Below are 24,824 nucleotides of genomic sequence, written 5' to 3'. Positions count from 1 at the left end.
GTCCGTCGCGCCAATGGAAGAATGATCCATTATGGCGGCCCTTTGAACATTGCCCAATCTGCCCGCAGTGAAACATCTCGGCATCTTAAACGGTAGAGAGCGAAATAAAGTTGCGTTCCGAAGCGTATATCGATACTTTTGGACTATTAATTTATGACTAAATACCTATAAATCAACTGAGTTAGGAATTTAATTTCATTAGGAAAAGCAAAGAACCGCGGCTAAAATATTTCCTATCTCCAAAAATCGTTTCAAACTCGCACGGGAGCGGCGAACGAACGGGGCGGCAGCAGAGAGAGCGCAAGCATAAGGCAGAGAAACGCGAGAAAATACGGCGATACTTGTGTCCGTGTATGCCCGGCGACAATCGGGCCGATAAAGGCGCCGATCGAGTACGAAATCGACAGAATCGAGAAGACGCGTCCGTAACGTTCCGCGTGCGTTAGGGCCGCAAGCAGCGATGCGATGGCCGGAAAAATGACGCCCTTGGTCATCCCGATCAGAAACAGCGAAGCGTAGAGCGGCAGCGGCCAATGTACGGACATCCCGAAAAAAATGAACGCCAGCGCAAGACTGCCGAACAGCATCCGGTAAAAAGGGGAAATCCGGTTCAAAAACAATAGGCTAAGCGTCACCAACGACCCCATGGAAATGACGGAAAAGAACACGCCGGAGGTCATGATGGAGCCGCTCGCCTCCTTCATCAACGGAAGCTCGAAAAACAAAATGCCTTGGGAGCAAGAAAGCGCAAGAGGAATAACGAAGAAAAGCCAAGGAACGCTTTCCTGGCCGGAGACCGGCAAATTCCTCTGGGAAGCGGGTGGAGAGGCGTCTTCCCCCGCAATCGCTGCCTTGGCGGGTTTCCCGCCTCGCTGCTCCTTTACTCCGATCCAAGCGAGCAAGCCGGTAAGGATGAGGCCCCATCCGAGAAACGTAAACGATTTGGCAAAGCCAAGCTGCGAGACCAGGTAGGCGCCGGCGGCTGGACTGAGCACGGAAGCGATCGTATGCACCATGCCGTTGCCGGCCATTAGCTTGCTTTGTTGAATTTGGTTTTTGGCGATTTTGGCGAGCAGGGACAAGCAGGCCGGCGATAAAAATGCCAGCACGAAGCCGCTGATCGAACGGATGACGAGCAGCCCCCACGGATCACTGACGCGGGATTGAATTAAGAGCACGATTCCTGCTACAATCAGGCTGAACACAATGAAGCCCTTGCTCCCATAGCGGTCGACGCCGTAGCCTGCGATCAGGTTTCCGGGCAAGTGCGTGATCGAATAGACCCCGAGAATAAGCCCGATGAACGAAGGCGTCGCACCCAGCGACACGGCAAAAGGAGTAAGAATCGGGTATTGGGCATGCAGATCGAAAATGGCGACGAACATGAACAGATAGAGCCATACGGCGGTTTTCATGAAATCACCTCTTTTTATAATGGGGTTCGTCTGTCCATCGCTACTCTATACGTTTACGTCTGCCGGCAAAGGGATAGTACAAGTATTTTGCAGCATGCCGGATCGTTTAGTGTATAAGAAACGCGGGTTCCGGCGGACAAAAGGAGGGATCTCGGATGGACCTGTTTATCCGAATCGTGCTGGTGGCCGTCTTGCTGCTGGCGCTGTGGAGGCTGCTCGTATCGTTTCGCCGAACCAGGCGAAAAGAAGACAAAGGGGCGGAAATCCAGCGCAAGCTCGCCGAGCTCCGCAAAAAAAGAGATGAAGAGTGACGCCGGGCTGGTGTATGATAAGGGCGCGGAGAGCCGCAGTAAGGGATTTACATAAGCGATGGAAGACGGACTTTTAGGGGAGCGATGGAAGTGGATTTTGTAACGGCTTTTTTATCCGAGCGGTGGTATGTGCTCGTCGGGGCGCTGATTGTGTTGTTTCTCGTCATCAAAGTGGTGAAAACCGTCATCAAATGGGTTCTCGTGCTCGCGATACTGGCGGGGCTCATCTGGTATGGCGCCAGCTACAAGGATCAGCTTTTGGAGCTGGGCACGACGGTGGGAGCGAAAGTCGCCGCCGAAGTCAAGAATCAAACGGTCAAAGCGATTACCGACGAAGTGAAAGAAGCGAAATACAGCCAGAACGCCGACGGATCGTATACCGTAAGCACCAGAAGCGTGAAGTTGGAAGGCAAACCCGGCTCTAGCGATGTGCAGGTTACCTTTATGAACCAAACGTTCACGATGAAGCTGGACGATGTCCTGAAAGAATTCATCGATCAGGCGAAGAAAAACGCCGGCCAATAAACCTTCGGAACGCATCTCGATAGGAAAGGAGGGGGACGCTGGTGAACGAGCTGCAGAAGCTGGCGCAAATCAATTGGATTACCGTGCTCATCGCCGTATTGTTTGTAGTATCGATTGTACAGGGCTTGCTTCGCGGGGCGTCCTCCACCGCGAAGCATCTGGCGCTCATGGTGACGGAAGGGGCGGTTACACTGCTCAGCCTGTTTCTCGCTTGGGAGCTGACTTCATGGCTGTCGCCCAAGCTGCAGGCGTGGCTTATAGGGCTCGGGCTGACGATACCATCCGAGGAACTCGGCTTTTGGAAGCAGCTATATTACACCGCCGCAACGGCTCTGCGCGATTTTTCCCTGCTGCGGTTCAGCGTCCTGTTTGTGTTGGGATACGGCTTGATTAAGCAGCTGGTTTACCGCATGATCGACCCGCTGGTGAACGATTGGTTGGCGGAACGGACGAATGCGGGCTCCGCCAACAGGGGACGAGTAGCCACTCCCTCCCTGCTCAGCAGTCTGATCGGCGGCGTCATCGGCTCGGTGACCGGGTTTGGCCGGGGGATGATTATGATTGCCGTGCTGTTTATCGTCACGACGCTGTTCCCGCAGACGCCGGTGGCCGCTTATATTCAGGATTCGTCCCTTTTTCAAAAAGGGGCGACGGAAGTGATCCGGCCAATGACGGGCGATTTTTTCGCTAACCAGCTCCCGGTTTTCACACGGGCCGTGGAACAGGAGTTCGCCAACATTTTGCAGCGGAAATATGAGGTTGTGGATGCCCGCATTCCCCAAGATGTCGCGGAAGCGGCCAAGCAAGTGACGGCCAAAGGCCAGACCGATGAAGAGAAAGCCAGGCTGCTGTACCGCTGGGTCGGCACGCGTATCAAATACGACTGGGACAAAGTGAAGGCGTACGAGGAGCAGCGCATTTGGAGAGAGCAGACGCCGGAGGATACGTTTAACACGAAGCAGGGCGTTTGCATCGACTTTTCCAGGTTGTACGCAGTGATGGCGAGGGCGGTCGGGCTGGACGTCAAGGTTGTGACCGGACTCGGCTATGACGGACGTGGCGGTTACGGCCCTCACGCGTGGAACGAAGTGTACCTGGGGGAGAAAAGCGAGTGGGTGCCGCTCGATTCCACCTGGGTGGCCAGCGGAGGCAACTGGTTCAATCCGCCACGCTTTCAGGAAACGCATATTAAAGATACGTAATCACGGAAGCCGGACGGCCGCCACAAAGCGACGAACCGGTTTTTTCCTTTTCCGTACGTTTCTATAAATTCTTCGAATATGATACACTTGGTACGATGTAAGTTTGAAAAAGGTGGGTTTATCGTTTTATCATACTGGGGACAGCATTCTTTCCCTGCGCGAGCTGCTGCGGGATGTAAAGTCGCATATGGGAACTATTTTTGGAAGGAAGGAGCCGCAAGCAAGATGAAGAAACCTATCGGCATGGACGACTCAAGCAAGCAGGACGGAAGCCAGCGCCGTCATTTTACAACCCGGATCAACCTGTTCTTTTTCTTTACGTTTTTCCTGTTTTCCGTGCTTATCGTGCGACTGGCGATGCTGCAATTTGTCGAAGGCAAAGAGCTGGCGGCGAAAAAGGACAGGAGTAACAACGCCGATACGCCGATCCCTCCGATACGCGGCAATATTTTCGACCGCGGCAGTGCCCCGATCGCCTATACGACGTCGACCCAGTCGCTTTATTTCCGTATCGAGCAGGACCAGCCCAAGGATCAAGTGGTCGCCTTGGCCAAGCGCTTGGCCGACATTTTCGCGCAGTACGGCAACAAGGACGTGAAGCAGCCGACCGCGGAGGAAATCATTAAGGCAATGGATGTCGGCTTCGATTTGAACCAGGACGATACGGCCAAAAAACCGAGCTATTACTGGGTGCCGAGGCGGATCAAGACCGAATTGACACAAATGGAAATGGCGTTTATTTTGGAGCACCGCGACGAGCTGAAGTGGACTGAGATCATGGAGGAGAGCCTCCGCACGTACGACCGCGAGAACACCATTGCGGTGCAGCTTGTCGGGTACATGCGGCCGTTCTCGACGGCGCGAGAAGCGAAGAACGGGCTTGAATTTTATAAGGATAAAACAAAAACGGCAGAATACCTCGACCGGGAATACGTCGGCTATGATGGCATTGAATTGATGTACCAGGAAGAGCTCCGTGGCAAAAACGGCGTGAAGTCGTATCCGGTCAATGTCTTGCAGAAAATTATCGGCGATGCGGAAGCCCCTACGGTCACCCCGCCGGAGAAGGGGAACAACCTGTACCTGACGATTGACAAAAACGTCCAGCTTGCCACCGAGCAGGCGATCACGGACCATCTGGCAACGTTGAAAAGCTCGGCTTATCGTTCCAATTCTTACTCGGCCAAAGGAGTCAACGCCGTCGCGGGCTATGCCGTGGCGATGGAGGTTGAAACGGGCAAAGTCGTGGCGATGGCCAGTATGCCGGATTACGATCCGACCTTCTGGAGCAATCCGTTCTCGGATGCCGATTACAAGCAGGTTCAGACGAAAATCAACAACGGCACGATTACGACAGCGTATCCGGACTACCCGGATGACGAGCAAAAATATCATCCTACGTCCATCGTGTATGTGGGCTCCGTCATTAAACCGCTCACGGTGTTGGTCGGGTTCAACGAAGGGCTGCTTACGCCCAATACGATTTACAACGATACCGGCGTATTTACCTATGGTAAAAACAACAGCTCCAGACATACGAATTCGGGCCGGGCCTCTTTTGGACCGATCAATGCTACGACAGCGATCAAAAACTCGTCAAACACGTTCATGTCAGCGTTGATCGGTAACGCACTGTATATGCGCTCCCCTGGCAAGGCTGTAGAGATCTGGGACCAGTATTTGGCCAAATTCGGTCTGGGCGTGCTTACCGGCAGCGGCCTGCCGCGGGAAAGCGCGGGAATCAGCGAGTACAAGACCAATACAAAAGAAACGCCACAATCCCGGATGGTATTCGCCTCCTGGGGGCAGAACGAGAAGTACACGACGCTTCAATTGGCGCAGTATACCACAACGCTCGCGAGCCGGGGCAAACGGCTTCAACCGCTGCTTGTCGACCGGATCGAAACATACGACAAAGGCCAGATTGTCAAGAAGTTTGACCCGGTCGTGCTGGATCAGACCGATTTCCCGAAAGCTTACTGGGACGCTGTGATCAAAGGAATGTTGGATGTCCGCACTCAAGGCTTTGACGATTTCCCATATCCGGTCGCCAAAAAAACAGGAACCTCCACGCAAAGAGTGGCCGGCGGCAAAGAAATCGACAACGCCGTGTTTATCGCCTTCGCGCCTGCGGAAAATCCGAAGCTTGCCGTCGCCGTCGTTGTGCCGGAAGGCGGATTCGGCAGCTACGGCGCCGGCCCGATCGCACGCAAAATGTTCGACGCTTACGATCAATATTACGGACTAGATGGGAAACCGAAAGGGCCTCCGACCACAACCAAAACGCCATAACGAAGCACCGGAAATCTCCTTGGACAAAGGGGATTTCTTTTTTTGTAAAAAATTTGCACTGAGTCAACATATTTGCATATCATAAACATATAGTCATTAGGGAAATAAAAATGGACTAATACAACTTGTTAGGAAAGATGGGAGAGGAGTACTTTGAAAAACGTAAAAACAAAACCGAGGCTATCGTCTTCGTTCAAACGATTTATTATGACGATCATGTTCCTCGCACTTGCCGTATCGCTCGCCGCATGCGGAGCGCCTAAGGAGAGTGCCGCTTCCGGCAAAGTGAAAAAAACGGCTACAATTGGGATGATCACCGACATTGTCAAACATGGGAAAGCCCGGGCTCACTGGAGCCCGGCTTTTTCATATACGCGCTTAAATGCCTGCTGCGATAGCGCCGCCAACGCTTCGGCGGTTTCCGCTGGCGGCTGCGGCGTCAAAATTTCCTGCGCCACGACGCCGGTATAGCCGATACGTTGCAGCCCTTGCAGGAACGTCGTCAGGTCGATGACGCCCTCGCCCGGATACAGCCGGTCGTTGTCCAGCGCCTCGGCGACCGGAACGTCCTTGGCATCGTTGATATGGACATGCACGATCTGATCGGCGCGCAGCTTGGCGATATCGGCGGCCGTACCTCCCGTCGTATGCCAATGGTAGGCGTCGAACAGCAGGCCGACATTGCTTTTGTCGATCGTATCGATCCACTCCAACGTGCTCTCTGCATCCCATAAAAAGGGATGCTTCCATCGCGTGCGCAGATGATGCGGCCCGACGAATTCCAGTCCGAGCCGGATGCCGTACGCCTCCAAAATGTCCGCGCAAAGGCGCAGCCGCCGGGTCGCGACGGCCATGAAACGCGCGGCGTTCTCGTCCGTCGATGGCAGCACATGCGTGCAGCAGGCGGTTACGCCGAGCTTGCTTGCCGCCGCCGCTTCTGCGGCGAGCCGGGGCAAGCCGTCCCGGAACGCCTCCTCGGTTTGCCGCCATTCCGCGGCGAGTCCGGTCGCGCCAATGCGCACTTGTTTCTCCTGCAAAAAATCTCTCGCCTGCTCCAAGCCTGCCGCTGCGATCCATGCCTCCAGCTCTTGGCCGTGCGCGTCGATCGCGCCAAACCCGAAGCGGGAGGCGAGCTCCGCGAACTCGCGGATCGTCCCGGCCTCGCCGATGCCTGCCCTGGTCAATCCCTTGATCATCCGTTCGTCCTCTCCTTCCACAAGGTCTATCCGCCCACATCATAAACCGCCGCTCCGCAGGCTGTCTACTCGGAAAAAGCGACATATTTTTCAGGAAACCTACCATTTCCTGAAACCCGTACGAATATGGTATACTGTTGTATCGGACTATTTTTTAGCGTTTGAGGAGGAAAAACAATGTGCGGGATCACCGGCGTCATGTATTTTGAAGACCGCGAGCCTTCCCCGTCCATACTGAAGAGCATGACCGACTGTATCGTGCATCGGGGACCGGACGATTTTGGATTTTGGAGTGAGAACCGCATCGGACTCGGCTTCCGCCGCTTGTCCATCATCGATTTGCAGGAAGGCCATCAGCCGCTCGCCAACGAAGACGAAACGGTATGGATTGCGTTTAACGGCGAGATTTATAACTATAAATATTTGCGCAATACGCTTCAGGCGAAAGGACATCAATTCAAAACCCATTCGGACACCGAAGTCATCGTCCACCTGTACGAGGAGTACGGGGAAGAATGCGTGAAGCAGCTTCGCGGGATGTTCGGGTTCGTCATCTGGGATCGCAAGAAAAAGCAGCTGTTCGGCGCGCGGGACCATTTCGGCATCAAGCCGTTCTACTATTACCACGACGGCGGCCAATTCCTGTTCGGCTCGGAAATCAAAAGCATTCTGGCCGCCGGAGTCACTCGGACGATTCATACGGAAAGTTTGCTGAACTACTTGACGTTCCAGTACGTGCCGGAGCCGACGACGATGTTTCAAGGCATACATAAGCTGCCGCCGGGACATACCGTTACCGTATCGTATGACGGCGGACTGTCGGTCAAGCAATACTGGGATGCGATGCTGGAGCCGGAGGAGCGGCCGTTTGACGAATGCGTCGAGCGCATCCGCGAGGCGCTCAAGGATTCGGTCGTTCACCATATGCAGAGCGACGTGGAGCGGGGCTGCTTCTTATCCAGCGGCATTGACTCGACGGCGATCGCCGCGCATATGCGCCAGATCGAATCGATCCGCACGTTCTCCGTCGGCTTCGAGGGGGCCAACAACGAGACCGTTATCGCGCGTCAGACCGCACAGGCGCTGGGTACCGAGCATTACGATAAAATTATTACGAAGGAAGATTACTTCGGCACCTTGGCCAAAGCCGCCTGGCATCAGGACGAGCCGGTGGCCGACCCTTCGGCGATTGCGCTGTATCATGTGGCGCAGCTTGCGCGCGAGCACGTGACGGTCGTGCTGTCCGGCGAAGGAGCGGACGAGCTGTTCGGCGGGTACCGCATCTACTGCGAGCCGCAGTCGCTAGCGCCGATCGAGCGGCTGCCGCACGGTGTGAAGCGGCTGCTGCATGCGCTTGCCCGGCTGCTGCCGGACGGCGTCTACGGCCGCAATTACGTGCTGCGCGGCACGACTCCGCTGGAGCAGCGGTTCCTCGGCAACGCCAAAATTTTTACCGAAGACATGAAGGCCGAGATCGTGCGCGCCGACCGCGAGCTGCTGAGCCGGTACCGCAATCCGTTCGACATCGCCCAAACATTTTACGATAAAAGCAAGCATCTGGACCCCGTGTCCCGGATGCAGTATATCGATATGAACCTGTGGATGCCCGGAGACATCTTGATGAAGGCGGACAAAATGACGATGGCGCATTCGCTGGAGCTGCGCGTGCCGTTCCTCGACGTGGAGATGTATGAGGTGGCGCGCCGGATTCCGGCCAAATACCGGATTGCGGAAGGCACGACCAAATACGTATTCCGCAAAGCGATGGAAGGCATGATCCCGGACTTTATTCTGAACCGGCCGAAGCTCGGATTTCCGGTGCCGATGCGCGAGTGGCTGAAGGGTCCGCAAGGAAACGTCGTGATGGAGCAGATCGCGGCAAGCGGCATCGACAATTACATCCGGATGGACACGGTAAGGGCGATGCTCGGAAATCATCAGAGCGGCAAGGGTGATTACGCCCGGCGCATTTGGACGATCTATATGTTCGCGCTTTGGCATGCGGCCTACATGGAGGAGCTGCCGGCCCGAACGCTCGCGCACGCTCAATAAGCGAAGGTCCGCAGAGGAGCGAGTGCGGCCGCAGAACGCGGCAGGTACGTTACTTCAAGGAACGGACGAAAAGGGAGAGAAGCGAACATGAGTCGATTCAAAATGGTAGCGTTGGATCTGGACGGCACATTGCTGACGGAAGAAAAGACGATCTCGGAGGAAAACCGCGCGGCTATTCTAGCGGCGCAAGATGCCGGAGTAACGGTCGTCTTTTCGACCGGTCGGGGCATTCAGAACTGTCAGTCTTATGCGGAGGAGCTCGGCCTGAAGTCGCCGCTCGTCACGGTGAACGGCAGCGAAGTATGGAAAGCGCCAGGTGAGCTGCTTGAGCGTCATACGTTGGACACGGAGCTGATCCGCCGCATGCATGCGCTCGCGGTCCAATACGATACTTGGTTTTGGGCTTATGGCGTCAAGGACATCTACAACAAAGAGCACTGGCTGCCCGAAGCGGAGATCGATGCGCAGCAGTGGCTGAAGTTCGGCTATTATATCGAGAACGAAGAAAGCCTCGCGGCCATCCGCCGGGAGCTGGAATCGTGGGATAAGCTGGAAATTACGAATTCTCATCCGTTCAATATCGAGGTGAATCCGAAAGGCATTAGCAAAGCCAGCGGACTGAGACAAGTATGCGCGGTGCTGGGAATCGAGATGTCGCAGGTAATCGCCATGGGCGACAGCTTGAACGATGCGGCCATGATCCGCGAAGCGGGACTCGGTGTGGCGATGGGGAACGCGCAGGAGGAAGTCAAGCGGCTGGCTGATGCGGTGACCGGGACGAACGAAGAACACGGCGTCGCTCAAATTATCAGAGAGTTTGCGCTGAAATAGCGGATCGTGCCGTCCGGCAAGTTACGCATCGCAGCTGAAAAGGGAGGCATCCATCTATGGTCATCGCCGCATGGATCATCATCGTTGTTCTGTTTCTCGTCGGCATGGCCGGGGCGGTATATCCGGTGCTGCCGGGAGCGCTCGCGATTTATGCGGCGTTTTTTGTCTACGGCTTTATGGTCGGCTTCGAACCGTTCGGGGTTTGGTTCTGGCTCATTCAAACGACGATCGTAGCCGTTCTGATAGTGGCCGACTATGCCGTCAGCGCGGTTGGCGCCAAAAAGTTCGGCGGCACGCGGGCATCCGTCATCGGCAGTACGATCGGGCTGTTGATCGGACCGTTCGTGATCCCGGTCGCTGGGCTGCTGATCGGTCCGTTTATTGGCGCCGTCGTGGGCGAGCTGATCGTCGGAACGGAATTCCGTCAGGCGGTGCGGGCGGGAATCGGGGCGCTGGTCGGCTTTTTCTCGGGGCTCGTCGTTAAACTCGTGCTGCAGCTGCTGATGATCGTGCTGTTTATCATCTGGGTCGTGTAAGGCATGAAGGGAAGAAGGGAACGTTTTGTCCAAAGATTCATTAGTTAAAGGAACGCTGATTCTAACGTTGGCGGCATTGGTCGCCCGGGCGCTCGGCGTGGTGCAGCGTATCCCGCTCGTTTATTTGCTCGGCGATATCGGCATGGCGGCCTACGGCATCGCCTTCAACCTGTACTCCGTGTTGCTCGTCGTCGCCACCGCAGGCATTCCGAGCGCGCTCAGCAAAATGATCTCCGAAAAGACCGCGCTCGGCCGGCATGCGGAGGCGGACCGGATCTACAAGGCGGCGCTGTGGTTTGCCGTATGCGCAGGTGTGCTGATGACCGTTCTGCTGTATGCCGCAGCACCGTATTTTGCCGACAGCATTCTCAACCCGCAGGCGGCGCTGCCGATCCAAGCTATCGCACCGGCGCTGCTGCTGTTTCCGCTGATCGCCATCATGCGCGGCTACTTCCAGGGACGCCGGATGATGATGCCGAACGGCATATCGCAGATCATCGAACAGCTGTTCCGCGTCGTTACTTCGGTGGCGCTTGCCTATTTGTTGCTTAGCCACAGCTTGGACTATGCCGTCGCCGGAGCTTCGTTCGGCGGCGTGGTAGGCAGCATCGCGGCAGCGGCCGTGATGCTGTATTATGCGTTGCGGCTGAAGCAAAGAGACCGCCGCGAGCGGTCCGCGGAGGGCGCCGACGCAGCTGCGGCAGAGAGCGCGGGCGCTGCGGCGTCCGGCCAACCGCTGACGTTCAAAGCGATCTATGCGCAGCTGTTCAAGCTGTCCGTGCCGATCGTCATTTTCTCGATGACCGTCACGCTGATTTATACGATCGATTCGTCCATCGTGACTCTGCTGCTCAAGGATCAGTTTGGAGAGCACGCGGCTCGTGAAATGCTTGGGATTTTAGCTGGCCGGGCGCAATCGCTGGCAGGCATTCCGATCATTCTCGCAGTGGCGCTCAGCCAATCGGTCGTACCGATTATTTCGTCAGCCTATTCGCAAAAAGACCTGAAGCAGGTATCCGATCAGACAGCCAAGGTACTGCAATTATCGATTCTTACCGGCCTGCCGATGGTGCTGCTGATCAGTCTGGGGGCGCGCCCGATCAACGGGTTTATTTTTGCGAACCTGACCGGTTCGCTGATCGTGGATGCGTATGCCCCTTCAATCATCACTCTGCTTACCGTCAGCGCGATGTTCCAGATCGTCATGCAGACCTCGGGCGCGGTGCTGATGGGAATGGGCCGCATGAGGCCGCTTGTACTGAGCGTGATCCTTGGCATCGCGGTCAAGCTGGCAGGAAGCTATGTACTGGCTCCGTACTGGGGCATCTACGGCATCATCGCTGCCACCGCCCTGTGCTTCATCGTGATGGCGTGGCTCAACCTCTCGGTGCTGCGGTCCGCCGTGCCGTTCCGGGTGTTCGGCCTGCGCCGTTGGCTGTCGCTCGCGGCGACGACGACGCTGATTTGCCTGATCGGCTATGGACTGGAGCAGTTGTGTGTTGCCTATGTCCATCCGTTCGGCAGCGGACGTTGGGATGATATGGTGCAAGCCTTGATCATCTGTGCGATCATCGGCGCGGCTTACCCTGTCCTGCTCTTCCTGACGCGGGTCATGACGCTGCACGATTTGCAGCATCTGCCAGGACCGCTCCGGAAGCTGGCGAAGCCGCTGCTCGCTCGTCTTGGTCGCACGACGCAGCAAGAAAAACGGTAAACGATGCGGCAATGCTCATAGACGATTGTAAAAACAGCCCCGAACCTTCCAAGCAGATACTGCTGCTGAGGAGGTTCGGGGCTGTTCGTCGTCCGGAGGCGGCTTCGGAGTGCGCTATCATTCCCGTGTGCGCCACACAGAAGTGCAGTGGACCTGCGCTGGAGTCCGCGCATTAAACGAGCAGATCGCCGGCGAGCACGGCGAACTCGATTTTTTTCAGTCCGAGGCCGCATTCCTGCGTCATTTCGAAGGAGAACGGCGCGCTGATTTCCGTAAAATAATCGAGGACGGACAGGTCGCGGAACCAATCCCCCGGAATGGGCGGTTCGACGTCTCTGTCTCTCCATGCATCCGTCAGCGCCGGACTGTACAGCGGGGCCGCGCCAGGCCGCAGCTTGCAGCCGTCAAGCCGCTCCAGCAGCTGGCCGCGGGGCCGGGGCGTCTCCTTGCGCACGGGTGCGAACAGGTGCGGCCAGTAATCCGCGCGGGAGCCGCTGTGACGGCGTCCGCAGGCAAACGCCTGAGCGCCTTCGGCTACCGCACGGATGCCGAATAGAATGGCGTACAGCTTTTTGCCGACCTCGATGCGCTCGCGCACGCTGCTGAAGTTCTCCAGAATCAGACCTGCGAGCCGTATACGGTCGCCCTGGACATAAGGAAACACGACCTGGTTCAGCTGAAGCAGCGTCTGCGTCTGAAAAAACAAGGTGTCGAGTACGGTGCTTTGAAACGAAGGATGACGGACGACGCGCTCCTCAATATAATGCTGCTCGTTCACGATTAATGCGATGGTCAACAGCCCGGATTCCCGCTCGATCCAGAAACGGTCCCAGACCGGGCGCATAAAGCGCGAGACGCCGAGCAGGGGAAGCAGATGAAATAGCGGGCGTTTCAACTGCACGCTCGCCCGGTACAGTAGAAGCTGCGGGTAAGCATCCCGGAAGATGAGCGCGTTGGCCCTTTCCAAAAAAGCGAAGACGTTCTCGCACTGCTCCTCGTTCAACAGAAAAGGCAGCAGATCTCCCCGTAGATCCGTCATGCTCCACCCCCCGTTGCGCGACACCATATGGGCCAGCAACGCCCAATGCAGTTCGGGATGCTCCCGGTACATATGCAAATAAGCCGCGGTACGCGTCACGTTGTTGCGGATATGCACGTCCCGCTCACGTAGGATTCGCTCCAGCAGCTCCTGCTCCTCTTCTTTGGCATCCGGCCCAGTCTCCGGGGATTCTTTTACCGACTCCGCGTTCCCTTCCTGCAGCGCAAGCTTCCACTGCAGCCGCTTGCGCAGCGCTTCGATCGAAAGCGGATCGATCGGAATGCGGTGCGCCGCGGCCAGAAGCTTTTTTTCATGCGCTACCGTCTGCGCCTTTCCTTTGATCCACTCTACCGCTTCCTGTGGCAAATCCGCCAGCTTATGAAGCAGATCGATGCCATTCCAACGGTAATTTCTCCGGTTCATGGTCCGAGACCTCCCGCCTTAAAAAAAGGATTTTTCAAACGTCTGTCGTATAATTCCATATGCAGGTGCGCAACGTTCTGCCAATTATTTCGTATAAGACGGTGGGTTACATGCATCATAGTACATATTTTTAGGAGGTTCCCGATGAGAACAAAACGTTGGAACACCATGCTGAGCCTCGTGCTGGTCGGCATTCTGATCCTGCTTGCCGGTTGCCAACCGGTCGGCAATGTCGACGTAGGCAAAGCGATGGCCGGAAGTTTGGCCGTCAAATCTTCGGAAGGCAAGCAAACGGTAACGCTGGAGCTGACGCCGGACCCGGCGGTCACGATGTCGCCGGAGGGCAAGCGGATGTTTGATCTGTTCAGCAAGGTGAAAATTGACATTACCGAGATGAAGACGCAAGATCAGCTGCACGCGTCTATGAAAGGCGCATTCGAGTATCAGAAAGGCCGCGTGCCGTTCGAACTGGTCATGTCCGACATGAATTACACGCTCAAAATCGAAGGCGCGAAAAAGCCGATCATGATCCGCAACAGCGCGACGGCCGCTACCGAGCTTCCCAAGGAATTGCAGGAGCAGCTCCAGCAGCTTAGCAAGAAGGCGGTTGAAGCGGTACCTTCGCTCACGCCGTTCTTCACCCGCAACTTCCCGAACCCGAGCAAAATTACGGCTGCGGAAGTGAGCGAAACCGTGAACGGCGAAGCGCTGACCCTGCAAAAGGTTCATGCCGAAATTTACGGCAACGAGCTGCTGGGCTTGGTGAAAGGCTTCCTGACGAACGTGCTCGCCGACGATCAAGGTCTGAAAGATTTCATCGGCGTGCTGTACGATCTGTACGTGCCGATCTTGAAGGAAGTCACCCAGGAAGTCGGCAAAAATAATGCCGATTCAAACGACACGCTCACGCCTTATCTGAACAATAAAGCGCTGGCGGTAGAATTCGTTCATACGTTCGTGAAAACACAATTGGAGCAAGCGCTCAAGGATTTCGACGCGTCGGTCGATAAGATGGATCCGGAAGCCAAAGCCTGGTTGAGCGACAACCAATCGCTTAAGATGGACTTGTATGTAGATAAAGATTACGTTACCCGCAAATCGAACGCGGAAATTGGATTTACCCTTCCGCAAGGCAAGGGAGGCGGCTTGAAAAGCGTCAAAATTACGTCGGTCTACGAAGTGTGGAACGTGAACAAACCGATACAGGCCGCCACAATCGATACCGCAGGCGGAGTTATCGAAATGAACGGTGCGGACGGCAGCCTGACGGCAGGCAAATTCGTCGCATCGCTTGATCCGAACTCTCAACTGTACAAACTGCTTAAAGACGATCTTGGCGTAACGAAGAAAAATATCAGCATGATCGTCGGCGAAGACAAAGAACTTTCTTTCGGCACGCTTCCTTATAACGACAACGGTACGATTATGGTCCCGGCGCGTTTCGTCGTCGAGGAACTGGACGCCGATGTGAAGTGGGATGCGGCCACCAAGCAAGTCAAAGTGACCGATCCGCTGAGCGGTGCCGTGCTCGTATTAACGATCGGCAGCGACGAAGCTACCGTTAACGGCAAGACCGTTAAGCTGGAGAAGCCGGCCGTTCTCGTAGAAGGCGTTACTTTTGTTCCCGTTCGCGTCGTTTCCGAAGGCCTTGGAGCGAAAGTAGGCTGGGAGCAAGCAATGCAAACCGTTAAAATTACCCGCGATTAATATGAATATGGCTTCATCCTTAATATGTGCTTGAATGGCCGGACTATTCGGCCTTGAAAGCAGAAAACAGCCTCCCATCCGACTCCGCCTCGGAAAGATGGGGGGCTGTTTCTATTTCATATACGAGGATCAGGCCTAATCCTGGGTTGAATCGGAAGTTAGGGCTTTCGTCTCCGTTCCCGGCCCCAGAGACCGGGGGGAGGGCAGCCGACCGGCTCGGGCGGCTGTCTCCCGCAGCAAATATTCGATGTGGCTGTTGACGCTGCGGAATTCGTCAGCCGCCCATTTTTCCAGCACTTCGTACAGCTTCGGATCAAGCCGCAGCGGGAAGTTTTTTTTGCCGGCCATGGGGGACCGTCAGTATAAGCTTCCCGTATTGATGACCGGGCTGGCGGAACGGTCTGACACGATGGCGACGAGCAGATTGTTGATCATGGCGGCTTTGCGTTCTTCGTCAAGCTCTACGACGCCTTCTTGCTGCAATTGGGCGATAGCGAGCTGCACCATACCGACGGCGCCTTCTACAATTTTGCCGCGTGCGGCGATGATCGCCGTTGCCTGCTGACGCTGCAGCATGGCACTGGCGATCTCCGTGGAATAAGCGAGATGCGTCAAGCGGGCTTCAAGGACTTCGACGCCGGCCACCGACAGCCGGTCCTGCAGCTCGCGGCTCAGCTCTAGGGCAACCTCTTCGGAGTTGCCGCGCAAGGAGTAGCCGTTCTCGTATGAATCGTACGGATATTTGTTGGCTACGTGCCGCAGCGCAGTTTCGCTCTGAATCTCGACGAATTGCTCATAGTTGTCAACATCGAAACTGGCTTTAGCCGAATCGACGACGCGGAAGACGACAACGGCGGCGATTTCAATCGGATTGCCGTCGATGTCGTTCACCTTTAACTTGGCGCTGTTGAAGTTGCGGACGCGCAGCGATACCTTTTTCCGAACGGAGAAAGGAACCGTTACCCACATGCCGCTCTCGCGCAGCGTTCCGGCGTAGCTGCCGAAGAACGTTACGACCATCGCTTGATTCGGTTGAACGACCGTCAATGAGGATAACGGTAGCACCGACAGGACGATCAAGACAATGCCCAGAGTGGTCGAAGCTTCGGTAATCAGCAGGTAAAGTCCTCCTCCAACCATTGCAAGCACCAGCAGCAGCCCGAGAAATCCGTTCATCACCCATGCTTTTCTTTCTTTCATCGCAAGCACTCCTTTTTTTAAGGAAATCATATTGTTTTGATATTTTTATGATATCACTTTTAGAAATAATTGTAAAGATGTATAAACTGGAAATTCAATTTAGGATTGAAATTGGCTCCGCCTACGCAAGATTGACAGAAGCCACTCCGAGTGCTATAAGTGGGGTAAGCGAAAGAAATAGCGCAAAACGATGACCGAAGGGCGGTGCTTTCTATGGAACAAGTGACAGCCGAACAACGATTTAGAGAAGTAATCGCCGGCTCCAAGCCGACCGTTGTCGTTTTCCAAGCGACTTGGTGCAAGGATTGCCATTTTATCCATCCATTCATGCCTCAAGTGGAGGAAGCGTACCAAGATCGCCTGAACCTCGTTCATATTGACGTCGACGATTTGCCGGACCTTAGCTCGGAATTGAACATTTTGGGCATCCCGAGCTTTATCGCGTTCCGCGACGGTCAAGAGCTTGTCCGTTTTGTCAGCAAGCTGCGCAAAACGCGCGACGAGATCGAGCAATTCCTGGACCGCGCACTGGAAGTATCGAACGCCTTGCAAAAGTAACAGCCATAGAGGGCCCAAGCTCAAAAGCCCGCCGGAAACCGCTCCGGCCGGGCTTTTGTTCGTTGAAGAGGGCGGTGTAGCCGGTTCGTCCGGTTTCAAGGCTTTGTAACATTTCTGCATGGATTTAGGTACTTTTTATCGCTATAATAAGGGTTGGACGTTCGCTTTTGTCTAATGTTGTCGACAAATGATGATAGACGTATTTTATAGAAGAAGCGGGTGAATGTGACGCATGAACATACAACGTTGGTTGAAACGCTTATCTTTTGCGAGCATGGCTGGCATGTTTTTGATCTTGCTGATGGGTGCGTTGGTGACGAAAACGGAATCGGGCCGGGGCTGCGGCGACGATTGGCCGCTGTGCAACGGACAGTTCGTTCCGGCTTATACGATTGAATCGATGATAGAATACAGCCACCGCTTTGTGGTCGGCATTGTGGGGATTATTTTGCTTGTTACGACCATTCTCGTGCTGCTGTACAGCCATCGTAAGGATGCCAAATGGTACGTAGGCGGGGCGATGGCGTTCACGGTGCTGCAAGCGATCCTCGGCGCCATGGCCGTCATATGGCCGCAATCCGGCCCGGTGCTTGCGCTGCACTTCGGCTTCTCGCTGCTGTCATTTGCCTTTACGCTGCTGCTGTATTTGGTTTTCACGAAATTCGGAGACGCGCTGCACCGAGGTGACGGAACGAGACTGACCAAAGGCGTGCGTGCCGCCATCTGGGGTATTTTGATCTACTCTTATGTCGTCGTTTATTTGGGAGCCTTTGTCCGGCATACGGAATCGACCGGTGGCTGTATCGGCTGGCCCTTGTGCAACGGACAAGTCATTCCGGAGCTGGGCGGGGCGACCGGCATCGTATTCATGCACCGCGTGGCGGCTGCGGTATTGGGGATCGCTATTCTCGTGCTGTTCCTGGTCGTACGGAAGCAGGCGCATACGGATAGCGCGATCTATCAGGCGACCCGCCTATCACTGGTGCTTGTCATCCTGCAAATCTTAAGCGGCGGCTTTGTCACGCTGGCCATGGGCTACGATATTTATTTGGTCGCCAGCATGCTGCATGCGCTGTTGATCTCCTGCTTGTTCGGCATCATGTGCTACTTGGGGATAACGTCTCTGCACGCGGAAGAGGGGAAAGTACGGGCTTACGCGGCTCCTCGGCTGCCGTAAGCCCCTCTTATTACTATATGTCCTAATCGGGGACATTTAGCAATGATCTATTTCACTTCGTGGGATGAAAGAAGGGAGACGCTTGGCCATGAGATTCGAAAATTTACGCAGCTTTCTGGAAGCGCTTCGTAAGGAAAATCAATTAAAAGTCATCTCCGCGCCGGTCGATCCGAATTTGGAGCTTGCCGAAATTCACCGCAGGGTCATCGATGAGCAAGGGCCTGCACTGCTGTTTACCAATGTAAAAGGCGCTTCCTTTCCGGTCGTAACGAATCTGTTCGGTACAAGCCGAAGGGTAGACCTCGCGTTCGGGCCGCGTCCCGAGCAGCTGATGAAGGATATTATCGCGGCCAAGGATACGCTGCTTCCGCCAACGCCGAAGGCGGTCTGGGATCAGCGGCAGCTTCTTCTGGACCTGCTCAAAGTCGGGACCAAGAACGTGTCCTCCGATGCGGCTCCGGTGCTGCAGCAGTGCAAGACCGAGGCGCCGCTTGCCGGGCTGCCCGTATTGACGAGCTGGCAGGAAGACGGAGGGCCGTTCGTCACGCTTCCGCTGGTGTATACCGAGCATCCGGAAAACGGCAATCATAACCTGGGCATGTACCGGATGCAGGTGTATGACGACCGGACGACAGGGATGCACTGGCAAATTCATAAGGGCGGCGGCTTCCACTACCACGAAGCGGAGAAGCGCGGACAAGCGCTGCCGGTGACAGTCTTTCTCGGCGGTCCGCCGGCCTTGATCGCGTCGGCAATCGCGCCGGTGCCCGAGCATCTCCCGGAGCTGCTGCTGACCTCGCTGATTTTGGGGCAGAAGCTGCCGCTTGTGGCCAATCCGCACGGCGGACATCGTCTCGTCGCCGAGGCGGAATTTGCGATTTGCGGCTCGGTAGCGCCGCATGTGCGCCGTCCCGAAGGCCCGTTCGGAGACCATTTCGGCTATTATTCGCTGACCCACGATTTTCCGGTGTTCAACGTGAGTCATGTATGGCATCGTAAGGATGCGATTTATCCGGCCACCATTGTCGGCAAGCCGAGACAAGAGGATTATTATCTCGGAGAGTTTCTGCAAAAGCTGCTTTCGCCTGCCTTCCCGATGGCGATGCCGGGCGTCAAAGACCTGTGGACGTACGCCGAAACCGGCTTTCATGCGCTTGCCGCGGCGATTGTCCGCGAAAGCTACAGCCGCGAAGCGATCGTCACGGCTTTCCGTATTCTTGGCGAGGGCCAGCTGTCGCTGACGAAGGTTTTGATGGTGACGGATCGGCAAGTGGAACTAGAACGTTTCCCGACGCTGCTGGAGACGGTGCTGGAGCGGTTCGATCCGCTGCAGGACTTGTATGTATTCGCCAATACGTCGAATGATACGCTCGATTATACCGGCGACCGGCTTAACCATGGCAGTAAAGCGGTGCTGGTCGGTGTTGGTGAGCCGAAGCGGGAGCTGCCGGCCGTTTATATGGGCGGGGAGCTGCCAGGCATTTCGGCTGCCGCCGTCTATTGCCGCGGCTGTCTCGTCGTCTCCGGCGCCTCCTATACGGACGATCCCAGATTGGCTAACCGGTTGGCGGAGGAGGCGGGAGATCGTCTTGCCCAGTGGCCGCTTGTCATCGTGGCGGACGAGACGTCTATTGCCGGCGACCAGACGGCGTTTCTGTGGACGGTGTTCACCCGCTTCAACCCGGCCGCCGATATTTACGCGCGCACGCAGGTCAAGCGCCATCATATCGGATACGAGCTGCCGCTCGTGATTGACGCCCGGATGAAGCCGGGGTACCCGGATGAGCTTTTCCCACGGGAGGATATCGTGAAGCTGGTCGACTCCAGATGGAGCGAATATTTTGCTTAATTTCACGAACGCAACCGACGATAGCGGCGTGTCCTTTTACCAGGGCGATGCGCCACTATCGTTTTTTTTGCAGGATGCGATTGTTTTTGCAAAACGGGATCGGGTATACTGAATGGGACAACAGGATGGGATGGGGACACCTATGTTAAGAGCGATTTTTGGCGAGCCGCCCAGGCAGGACACCGGGCTCCTGCTTGAGGCCAACGAGGCGATCCGGGGCTATATGCGGACCGTCACCCGGAAGAAGGGGGCGGCTCCGACCCCGCAGGAGCGCCGTTATGCGATTTGGTGCCAAAGCTTTCTGCGGGCATTGGACGAATTGGAGCAAAGCCAGTACGCAGCCCTCCGCTACGGAGAGCGAGTGAAGACGACGTTCATCGATCAGATGGAACGCGAGGAACTGGACGATTACCACCGCCATTTATATTATTATAACAACGCACTGATTCGGCTGTTTGCCGTGCTGGACAAGCTCGGGCATTTTATGAACGAACGTTTGGCTTTGAAGACCGAAAAGATCAAATCGAGGTTCTCATATTTTACCGTTCTTCGCAATATGCATCAACATAAGCTGTTTACCGATTTGGAGGCGAAGCTCTACGAGCTTAAAACGAGCTACAAAGAGCCGCTTACGCGTCTGCGGAATCAGCGCAACATGGAAATCCATACGATTAACGCCGATCTGCTGGACGATCTGATGAAGGCGGAGGAAGCGAAATACGGGGAACGGCTGCGTTCCGAGACGGAGGATGTCCGAGAGAATTTGGCCGATCTCGCGCAAGGCTGCGACATGGCGTTCCGTTCGGTGACGACCGTATTTCGTTATCTGGTCCGGTGATCCGGAGCGTGTTGAGTTTATGTATCGGATGAAGTTGAATCGCTCTCCGGCTTGCACTATACTTTGTATAGAATGGGAACGAACGAGAAGCGGGAGGTGGGAGCATGGAGGGGCAGCGGAAAACCGCCCTTATTACGGGAAGCGCCAAAGGTCTTGGTAAAATGACCGCGCTCCTGCTTGCCGAACGGGGAACCGATATCGTGCTGAATTACGTGTCCAGCGAAAAGGAAGCGTTCGAGCTGCGCGAGGCGATATGCGGCAAGGGCGTGCGCTGCGAGACGGTGCAGGGAAGCGTAGCCGTTCCCGAGGACAGGGAACGGCTCGTACAGGAAGCGATCGGTCATTTCGGATCTATCGATATTTTGATCAACAACGCTGGTCCGTTCATCCGCGAGCGCCGGCTGTTTATGGAGTATGGACTTGGAGAAATCAATGAGCTGATGCAGGGTAATCTGCTCGGCGTGATGCATTTGGATCATCTGGTTATTCCGATGATGCGCCGAAAGCAGTGGGGCCGGATTATTCATTTCGGCTTCGGCCATGCGGCGGAGGCACGGGGATGGCCGCACCGGGCAGCCTATGCAGCGGCAAAAGTCGGCCTCGTCTCCTTCACGAAAACGCTGGCCGTGGAAGAAGCGTCGGAAGGGATTACAGTCAACATGATTTGCCCGGGGGACATTCGCGGCGCGAATAAAGAGCGGACGATCGGCGAGGTAGAGCATCTGCATGATGACGAATCCCCGCGTGGACGTCCCGGAACGGGAGAAGACATCGCACGGGTTATCGCTTTTTTATGTGAAGAGCGCTCCGATTTCATTACCGGCAACATTATGGACGTATCCGGAGGGCTTGACCCGATCCGCGCCATGATCGGCAGCGGGTCCGTGCAAGCGTCCGCAAACGGCACAAACAAACAGCCCTGAGCGGCGCATGGTTGCATGCGGGCTCAGGGCTGTTCTTCGTAAGACTGTGATCCGGCGGTCCATGCATTAGAATACTTGCATAACCTCTTGAACGCCTTCCACTTCTTCAAGCAGCGCGCGCTCGATACCGGCTTTCAGCGTGATGGTTGAGCTCGGGCAGCTGCCGCAAGCGCCCATCAAACGCAGTTTAACGATGCCGTCTTCCACGTCGACCAGCTCTACGTCGCCGCCGTCGCGTTGCAGGAACGGACGCAGCTTATCTAGAACTTCAAGAACCTCGTCGTACATGGTGCTTTGCTGAGTGTTCTCGCTCATTTGCATCATCTCCCTTCTTATTTTATTATAGTACAATCGACCGAAAATTAAAATGGCTGTAAGGCAGGCGAAGTACGATGAGACCGATCATTGAATTTTGTACGAACAATATGCACCACGGGACAGCCAAGCTGATGCAGCAACTGGAGCAAAATCCGGAATATGACGTGATCGAGTATGGATGTCTCGGCAACTGCGGCGAATGCTATTTGGCTCCGTTCGCGCTGGTGAACGGCGAGATCGTAGCGGCAGCGACCGCAGAGGAGCTGGAGGCGGCCATTCTGCTTAAAATAAAAGAGATCGAGGATCTGCTCGATCTCTTCCAAGACGAATAAAGTTTATCCCAGATGGCGCTTCGACATCCAGAGCACGCCACTCTTCAAGGCACGGGGCACCATGCCGAGCATGACCGTCCGTTTGCCCATCAGGCCGAAGCCGGCTTTTTTGCCGAGCGACCCGAGAACTCCCTTGAGCTTGATTTTACCGAGCCGGGGAGTTTCGTTTTTCCATACGGCTTGCAGGACTTCCGCCACTTGCTTGCCTTGCGCTTCTGCCGCTTGTCCGCTCGGGGAGAAGGGCAGGGCCGCACAGTCGCCGACGACATAAATTTCATTGTAGTCCGGTAGTTGATGGTATTTGTTAATCGTTAACCGTCCTTGATTGTCCTTGGGCAGATTCAAGTTCTGCACGATCGGGCTGGGCTGAATGCCGGCGGTCCAGATGGTAATGTCGGTCTGAATGATTTCCTGCTGGTTATACAGCAGACCGCTTTCCAAGCGGCTCAACGATACGTGCGAGCGCAACTCGATGTCGTGCTCCAGCATCCACTCGCGCACATACCGCTGCAGCTTTTCCGGGAACGGAGACAGAACGCTGCCGCCGCGGTCCAGGATGCGAATGTTCAAGTCCGGCCGGCTTTCGCGCAGCTCCGCCGCCATTTCTACGCCGCTGAGACCGCCTCCGACAATGGTGATCTGACCGTAAGGAGCCGCATCGTTGGAAGCCTGGTATGTTTTGCGGGTGGCCGACAACGACTGAATGCTGTTCGAGAATTCCTGCGCCCCAGGAATGTTGTGGTATTTGTCCACGCATCCAAGCGCGATAACGAGCCAGTCGTAAGACAATGGTTCGTCGTTCGCGAAACGGATCACCTTCTGCTCGAGATCGACGGCCGTGACTTCGCCGTATTTCAGAATCAATCTCGGGTCTACCGGAAAATGCACCCGGACGTCTTGTTCGGACACCGTCCCGGCAGCCAGCGCGTAGTATTCCGTCTTCAGTCCCTGATAAGGCATCCGGTCGATCATGATCATCACCGTATCGGCCGGGATGTCTCCTTCCAACAATTCTTTCGCTACCGTCAGTCCACCGTAGCCTCCGCCCAAAATGACAAGTTTTTTCATACAACGGTTAACCCTTTCTCTTATGACTTAATTAGTAGACCTTGATCTCGTTATAGAAAGTATCGCGCTCGACGGCAATGCGGCCGGCTCCTTGAATGAGCCAAACCAATTCGTCCCGTGTCATGCCTTCCGGCGAGGTCGCTCCGGCGGCATGGCTGATACGCTCCTGGATAATCGTGCCGTGGGCGTCCGAAGCGCCGAACGTCAGGGCGATTTGCGTAAGCTGCGTACCGAGATTGATGAAATAAGCTTTGATATGCTGAATGTTGTCTAGCATCAGACGGCTGATCGCGATCGTCTTCAAATTGTCGAAGGCCGATACCCGGCGCTTGATGCTGGCATTGACGCTGGCCGGCTGAACCGAGTTCGGTATAAAGACCATGAAGCCGCTGGTTTCGTCCTGCAGCTCGCGCAAGTACATCATATGTTGGATCCGTTCTTCGAACGTCTCGATGGCGCCGAACAGCATGGTGGCGTGCGTTTTCATGCCGAGCTGATGCGCCGTACGATGCACTTCCAGCCACGCTTCGGTGGAGGCTTTGTCGACCAGGTGCATTTTTTTGCGGTAACGCTCGGACAAAATTTCCGCGCCCCCGCCCGGCATCGTGCCGAGTCCGGCATCCATCAGCGCTTGCAGCACTTCTTTATAGCTTAACCCGCTAAGTCGGGAAAAAAACTCAATCTCTGCCGCCGTGTGCGCCTTGATAGTCACATTCGGATAGCGCTGCTTCAGTCCCTTGATACAGTCGACATAATATTGGAACGGCACGTTCGGATTGTGGCCGCCCGTAATGTGGAACTCCCGCATGTTCGGATGGTAGTGCTTGTCGATGTAATCGAACATTTGCTCGGCCGTCAGCGTGTACGCGCCGTCCTCGCCTTCGTCGCGGCGGAAATGGCAGAACGCGCAATGCTCCTCACAAACATTGGTGAAGTACAGGCTCATGTTGTCGACGAAATACACTTTTTTGCCGTTCTTTTTCAAATTCACTTGGTTCGCTAATTGTCCGATGGTTAATAAATCGTCCGTTTCGTACAGAAAAACGCCGTCTTCCAGGGTCAAACGCTCTCCGTGCTCCACTTTTTCGGCGATTTCGGCCATGCGCCTTTCCTGGCTGTTGATGATCGTACTCATGGTTTAGCCACCTCCGTAAATGGGTCAGGCGCCCCTGGTTTCCGTTAACGGGACGCTCTGTCGATGAAGTTGTACAACGATACAGGGAATCGTGTCTTTCGCAGTCTGCTGCGGATGAACCGGCAAAAGCTGTGAAAGCTTGCACATGGTCAACAGGCCAGGACACACAGGTAGGCGAAGCTT

24 protein-coding genes are annotated in these 24,824 nt (G+C 55.5%); 15 read left to right on the top strand and 9 right to left on the bottom strand.

Annotated features, from left to right (window positions below):
- Window positions 1-251 precede the first annotated feature (251 nt).
- A complete protein-coding gene (locus tag BLO51_RS02425) occupies window positions 252-1,415 on the bottom strand; it encodes an MFS transporter (protein WP_090666473.1) in 1,164 nt (387 codons plus the stop codon).
- 155 nt (window positions 1,416-1,570) lie between these two features.
- On the opposite strand from BLO51_RS02425, the gene BLO51_RS29025 reads away from it, so the two are divergent.
- The 4 genes from BLO51_RS29025 (at window position 1,571) to BLO51_RS02410 (ending at window position 5,745) form a co-directional block, all read left to right on the top strand.
- On the top strand, window positions 1,571-1,726 hold the full coding sequence (locus BLO51_RS29025; protein ID WP_167670081.1) for a hypothetical protein: 156 nt from the start codon (window positions 1,571-1,573) through the stop codon (window positions 1,724-1,726).
- Between the two features lie 84 nt (window positions 1,727-1,810).
- Window positions 1,811-2,251 (top strand): hypothetical protein, encoded by a 441-nt coding sequence (locus BLO51_RS02420; protein ID WP_090666471.1) that lies wholly within the window; start codon window positions 1,811-1,813, stop codon window positions 2,249-2,251.
- 41 nt (window positions 2,252-2,292) lie between these two features.
- Complete coding sequence (locus BLO51_RS02415) at window positions 2,293-3,453, top strand: transglutaminase domain-containing protein (RefSeq protein WP_090666468.1); 1,161 nt, start codon at window positions 2,293-2,295, stop codon at window positions 3,451-3,453.
- A gap of 225 nt (window positions 3,454-3,678) precedes the next feature.
- Complete coding sequence (locus BLO51_RS02410) at window positions 3,679-5,745, top strand: peptidoglycan D,D-transpeptidase FtsI family protein (RefSeq protein WP_090666466.1); 2,067 nt, start codon at window positions 3,679-3,681, stop codon at window positions 5,743-5,745.
- Window positions 5,746-5,873: 128 nt separating this feature from the next.
- Here the strand turns inward: BLO51_RS02410 and BLO51_RS29650 are convergent, their stop codons facing one another.
- Together BLO51_RS29650 and BLO51_RS02400 are read right to left on the bottom strand one after the other, a co-directional pair.
- The gene (locus tag BLO51_RS29650) at window positions 5,874-6,068 is read right to left on the bottom strand and encodes a hypothetical protein (protein WP_217266674.1); all 195 of its coding nucleotides are present in this window, start codon (window positions 6,066-6,068) and stop codon (window positions 5,874-5,876) included.
- A 24-nt stretch (window positions 6,069-6,092) separates the two neighbouring features.
- Window positions 6,093-6,941: a sugar phosphate isomerase/epimerase family protein gene (locus tag BLO51_RS02400; RefSeq protein ID WP_090666464.1), complete on the bottom strand. Its 849-nt coding sequence runs from the start codon at window positions 6,939-6,941 to the stop codon at window positions 6,093-6,095.
- A 177-nt stretch (window positions 6,942-7,118) separates the two neighbouring features.
- Here BLO51_RS02400 and asnB point away from each other — a divergent pair, with 177 nt between their 5' ends.
- The 4 genes from asnB (at window position 7,119) to BLO51_RS02380 (ending at window position 12,074) form a co-directional block, all read left to right on the top strand.
- On the top strand, window positions 7,119-8,993 hold the full coding sequence (asnB, locus tag BLO51_RS02395) for an asparagine synthase (glutamine-hydrolyzing) (RefSeq protein WP_090666462.1): 1,875 nt from the start codon (window positions 7,119-7,121) through the stop codon (window positions 8,991-8,993).
- Window positions 8,994-9,080: 87 nt separating this feature from the next.
- Window positions 9,081-9,824 (top strand): Cof-type HAD-IIB family hydrolase, encoded by a 744-nt coding sequence (locus tag BLO51_RS02390; protein WP_090666460.1) that lies wholly within the window; start codon window positions 9,081-9,083, stop codon window positions 9,822-9,824.
- 56 nt (window positions 9,825-9,880) lie between these two features.
- Complete coding sequence (locus BLO51_RS02385) at window positions 9,881-10,360, top strand: DUF456 domain-containing protein (RefSeq protein ID WP_090666458.1); 480 nt, start codon at window positions 9,881-9,883, stop codon at window positions 10,358-10,360.
- A gap of 25 nt (window positions 10,361-10,385) precedes the next feature.
- Window positions 10,386-12,074, top strand: a complete 1,689-nt coding sequence (locus BLO51_RS02380) for a putative polysaccharide biosynthesis protein (protein WP_090666455.1) — start codon at window positions 10,386-10,388, stop codon at window positions 12,072-12,074.
- Window positions 12,075-12,246: 172 nt separating this feature from the next.
- On the opposite strand, the gene BLO51_RS02375 is transcribed toward BLO51_RS02380, so the two are convergent.
- Window positions 12,247-13,536, bottom strand: a complete 1,290-nt coding sequence (locus tag BLO51_RS02375; protein ID WP_090666453.1) for a DUF2515 domain-containing protein — start codon at window positions 13,534-13,536, stop codon at window positions 12,247-12,249.
- Window positions 13,537-13,680: 144 nt separating this feature from the next.
- Between BLO51_RS02375 and BLO51_RS02370 the strand changes: the two genes are divergently transcribed.
- A complete protein-coding gene (locus BLO51_RS02370) occupies window positions 13,681-15,243 on the top strand; it encodes a copper amine oxidase N-terminal domain-containing protein (protein WP_090666451.1) in 1,563 nt (520 codons plus the stop codon).
- A gap of 135 nt (window positions 15,244-15,378) precedes the next feature.
- Here the strand turns inward: BLO51_RS02370 and BLO51_RS02365 are convergent, their stop codons facing one another.
- Window positions 15,379-15,591 (bottom strand): type II toxin-antitoxin system antitoxin, encoded by a 213-nt coding sequence (locus BLO51_RS02365; RefSeq protein WP_090666449.1) that lies wholly within the window; start codon window positions 15,589-15,591, stop codon window positions 15,379-15,381.
- A gap of 9 nt (window positions 15,592-15,600) precedes the next feature.
- Entirely contained in the window at window positions 15,601-16,443 is an 843-nt protein-coding gene (locus BLO51_RS02360) for an SPFH domain-containing protein (protein WP_090666447.1), read from the bottom strand.
- 213 nt (window positions 16,444-16,656) lie between these two features.
- On the opposite strand from BLO51_RS02360, the gene BLO51_RS02355 reads away from it, so the two are divergent.
- From BLO51_RS02355 to BLO51_RS02335, 5 genes are all read left to right on the top strand, one after another.
- Entirely contained in the window at window positions 16,657-17,001 is a 345-nt protein-coding gene (locus BLO51_RS02355) for a thioredoxin family protein (RefSeq protein WP_090666445.1), read from the top strand.
- Window positions 17,002-17,233: 232 nt separating this feature from the next.
- A complete protein-coding gene (locus BLO51_RS02350) occupies window positions 17,234-18,178 on the top strand; it encodes a COX15/CtaA family protein (RefSeq protein WP_090666443.1) in 945 nt (314 codons plus the stop codon).
- A gap of 88 nt (window positions 18,179-18,266) precedes the next feature.
- On the top strand, window positions 18,267-20,027 hold the full coding sequence (locus BLO51_RS02345) for a UbiD family decarboxylase (RefSeq protein WP_090666441.1): 1,761 nt from the start codon (window positions 18,267-18,269) through the stop codon (window positions 20,025-20,027).
- Window positions 20,028-20,169: 142 nt separating this feature from the next.
- The gene (locus BLO51_RS02340; protein ID WP_090666439.1) at window positions 20,170-20,865 is read left to right on the top strand and encodes a Cthe_2314 family HEPN domain-containing protein; all 696 of its coding nucleotides are present in this window, start codon (window positions 20,170-20,172) and stop codon (window positions 20,863-20,865) included.
- 104 nt (window positions 20,866-20,969) lie between these two features.
- The gene (locus BLO51_RS02335; protein ID WP_090666437.1) at window positions 20,970-21,788 is read left to right on the top strand and encodes an SDR family oxidoreductase; all 819 of its coding nucleotides are present in this window, start codon (window positions 20,970-20,972) and stop codon (window positions 21,786-21,788) included.
- Window positions 21,789-21,854: 66 nt separating this feature from the next.
- On the opposite strand, the gene BLO51_RS02330 is transcribed toward BLO51_RS02335, so the two are convergent.
- On the bottom strand, window positions 21,855-22,103 hold the full coding sequence (locus BLO51_RS02330) for a NifU family protein (RefSeq protein ID WP_010493716.1): 249 nt from the start codon (window positions 22,101-22,103) through the stop codon (window positions 21,855-21,857).
- A gap of 77 nt (window positions 22,104-22,180) precedes the next feature.
- On the opposite strand from BLO51_RS02330, the gene BLO51_RS02325 reads away from it, so the two are divergent.
- Complete coding sequence (locus BLO51_RS02325; RefSeq protein WP_090666435.1) at window positions 22,181-22,438, top strand: YuzB family protein; 258 nt, start codon at window positions 22,181-22,183, stop codon at window positions 22,436-22,438.
- A gap of 3 nt (window positions 22,439-22,441) precedes the next feature.
- Here BLO51_RS02325 and BLO51_RS02320 read toward each other — a convergent pair whose 3' ends face one another.
- Both BLO51_RS02320 and mqnE read right to left on the bottom strand, forming a co-directional pair.
- Window positions 22,442-23,506, bottom strand: a complete 1,065-nt coding sequence (locus BLO51_RS02320; protein ID WP_090666433.1) for an NAD(P)/FAD-dependent oxidoreductase — start codon at window positions 23,504-23,506, stop codon at window positions 22,442-22,444.
- Between the two features lie 31 nt (window positions 23,507-23,537).
- Complete coding sequence (gene mqnE, locus BLO51_RS02315; RefSeq protein ID WP_090666431.1) at window positions 23,538-24,641, bottom strand: aminofutalosine synthase MqnE; 1,104 nt, start codon at window positions 24,639-24,641, stop codon at window positions 23,538-23,540.
- Window positions 24,642-24,824 lie beyond the last annotated feature (183 nt).

The sequence above is a fragment of the Paenibacillus tianmuensis genome, assembly GCF_900100345.1.
Classification (GTDB): domain Bacteria; phylum Bacillota; class Bacilli; order Paenibacillales; family NBRC-103111; genus Paenibacillus_G; species Paenibacillus_G tianmuensis.
Note: the sequence above shows the minus strand (reverse complement) of the source record. Positions and strands in the feature narration are given on the sequence as shown.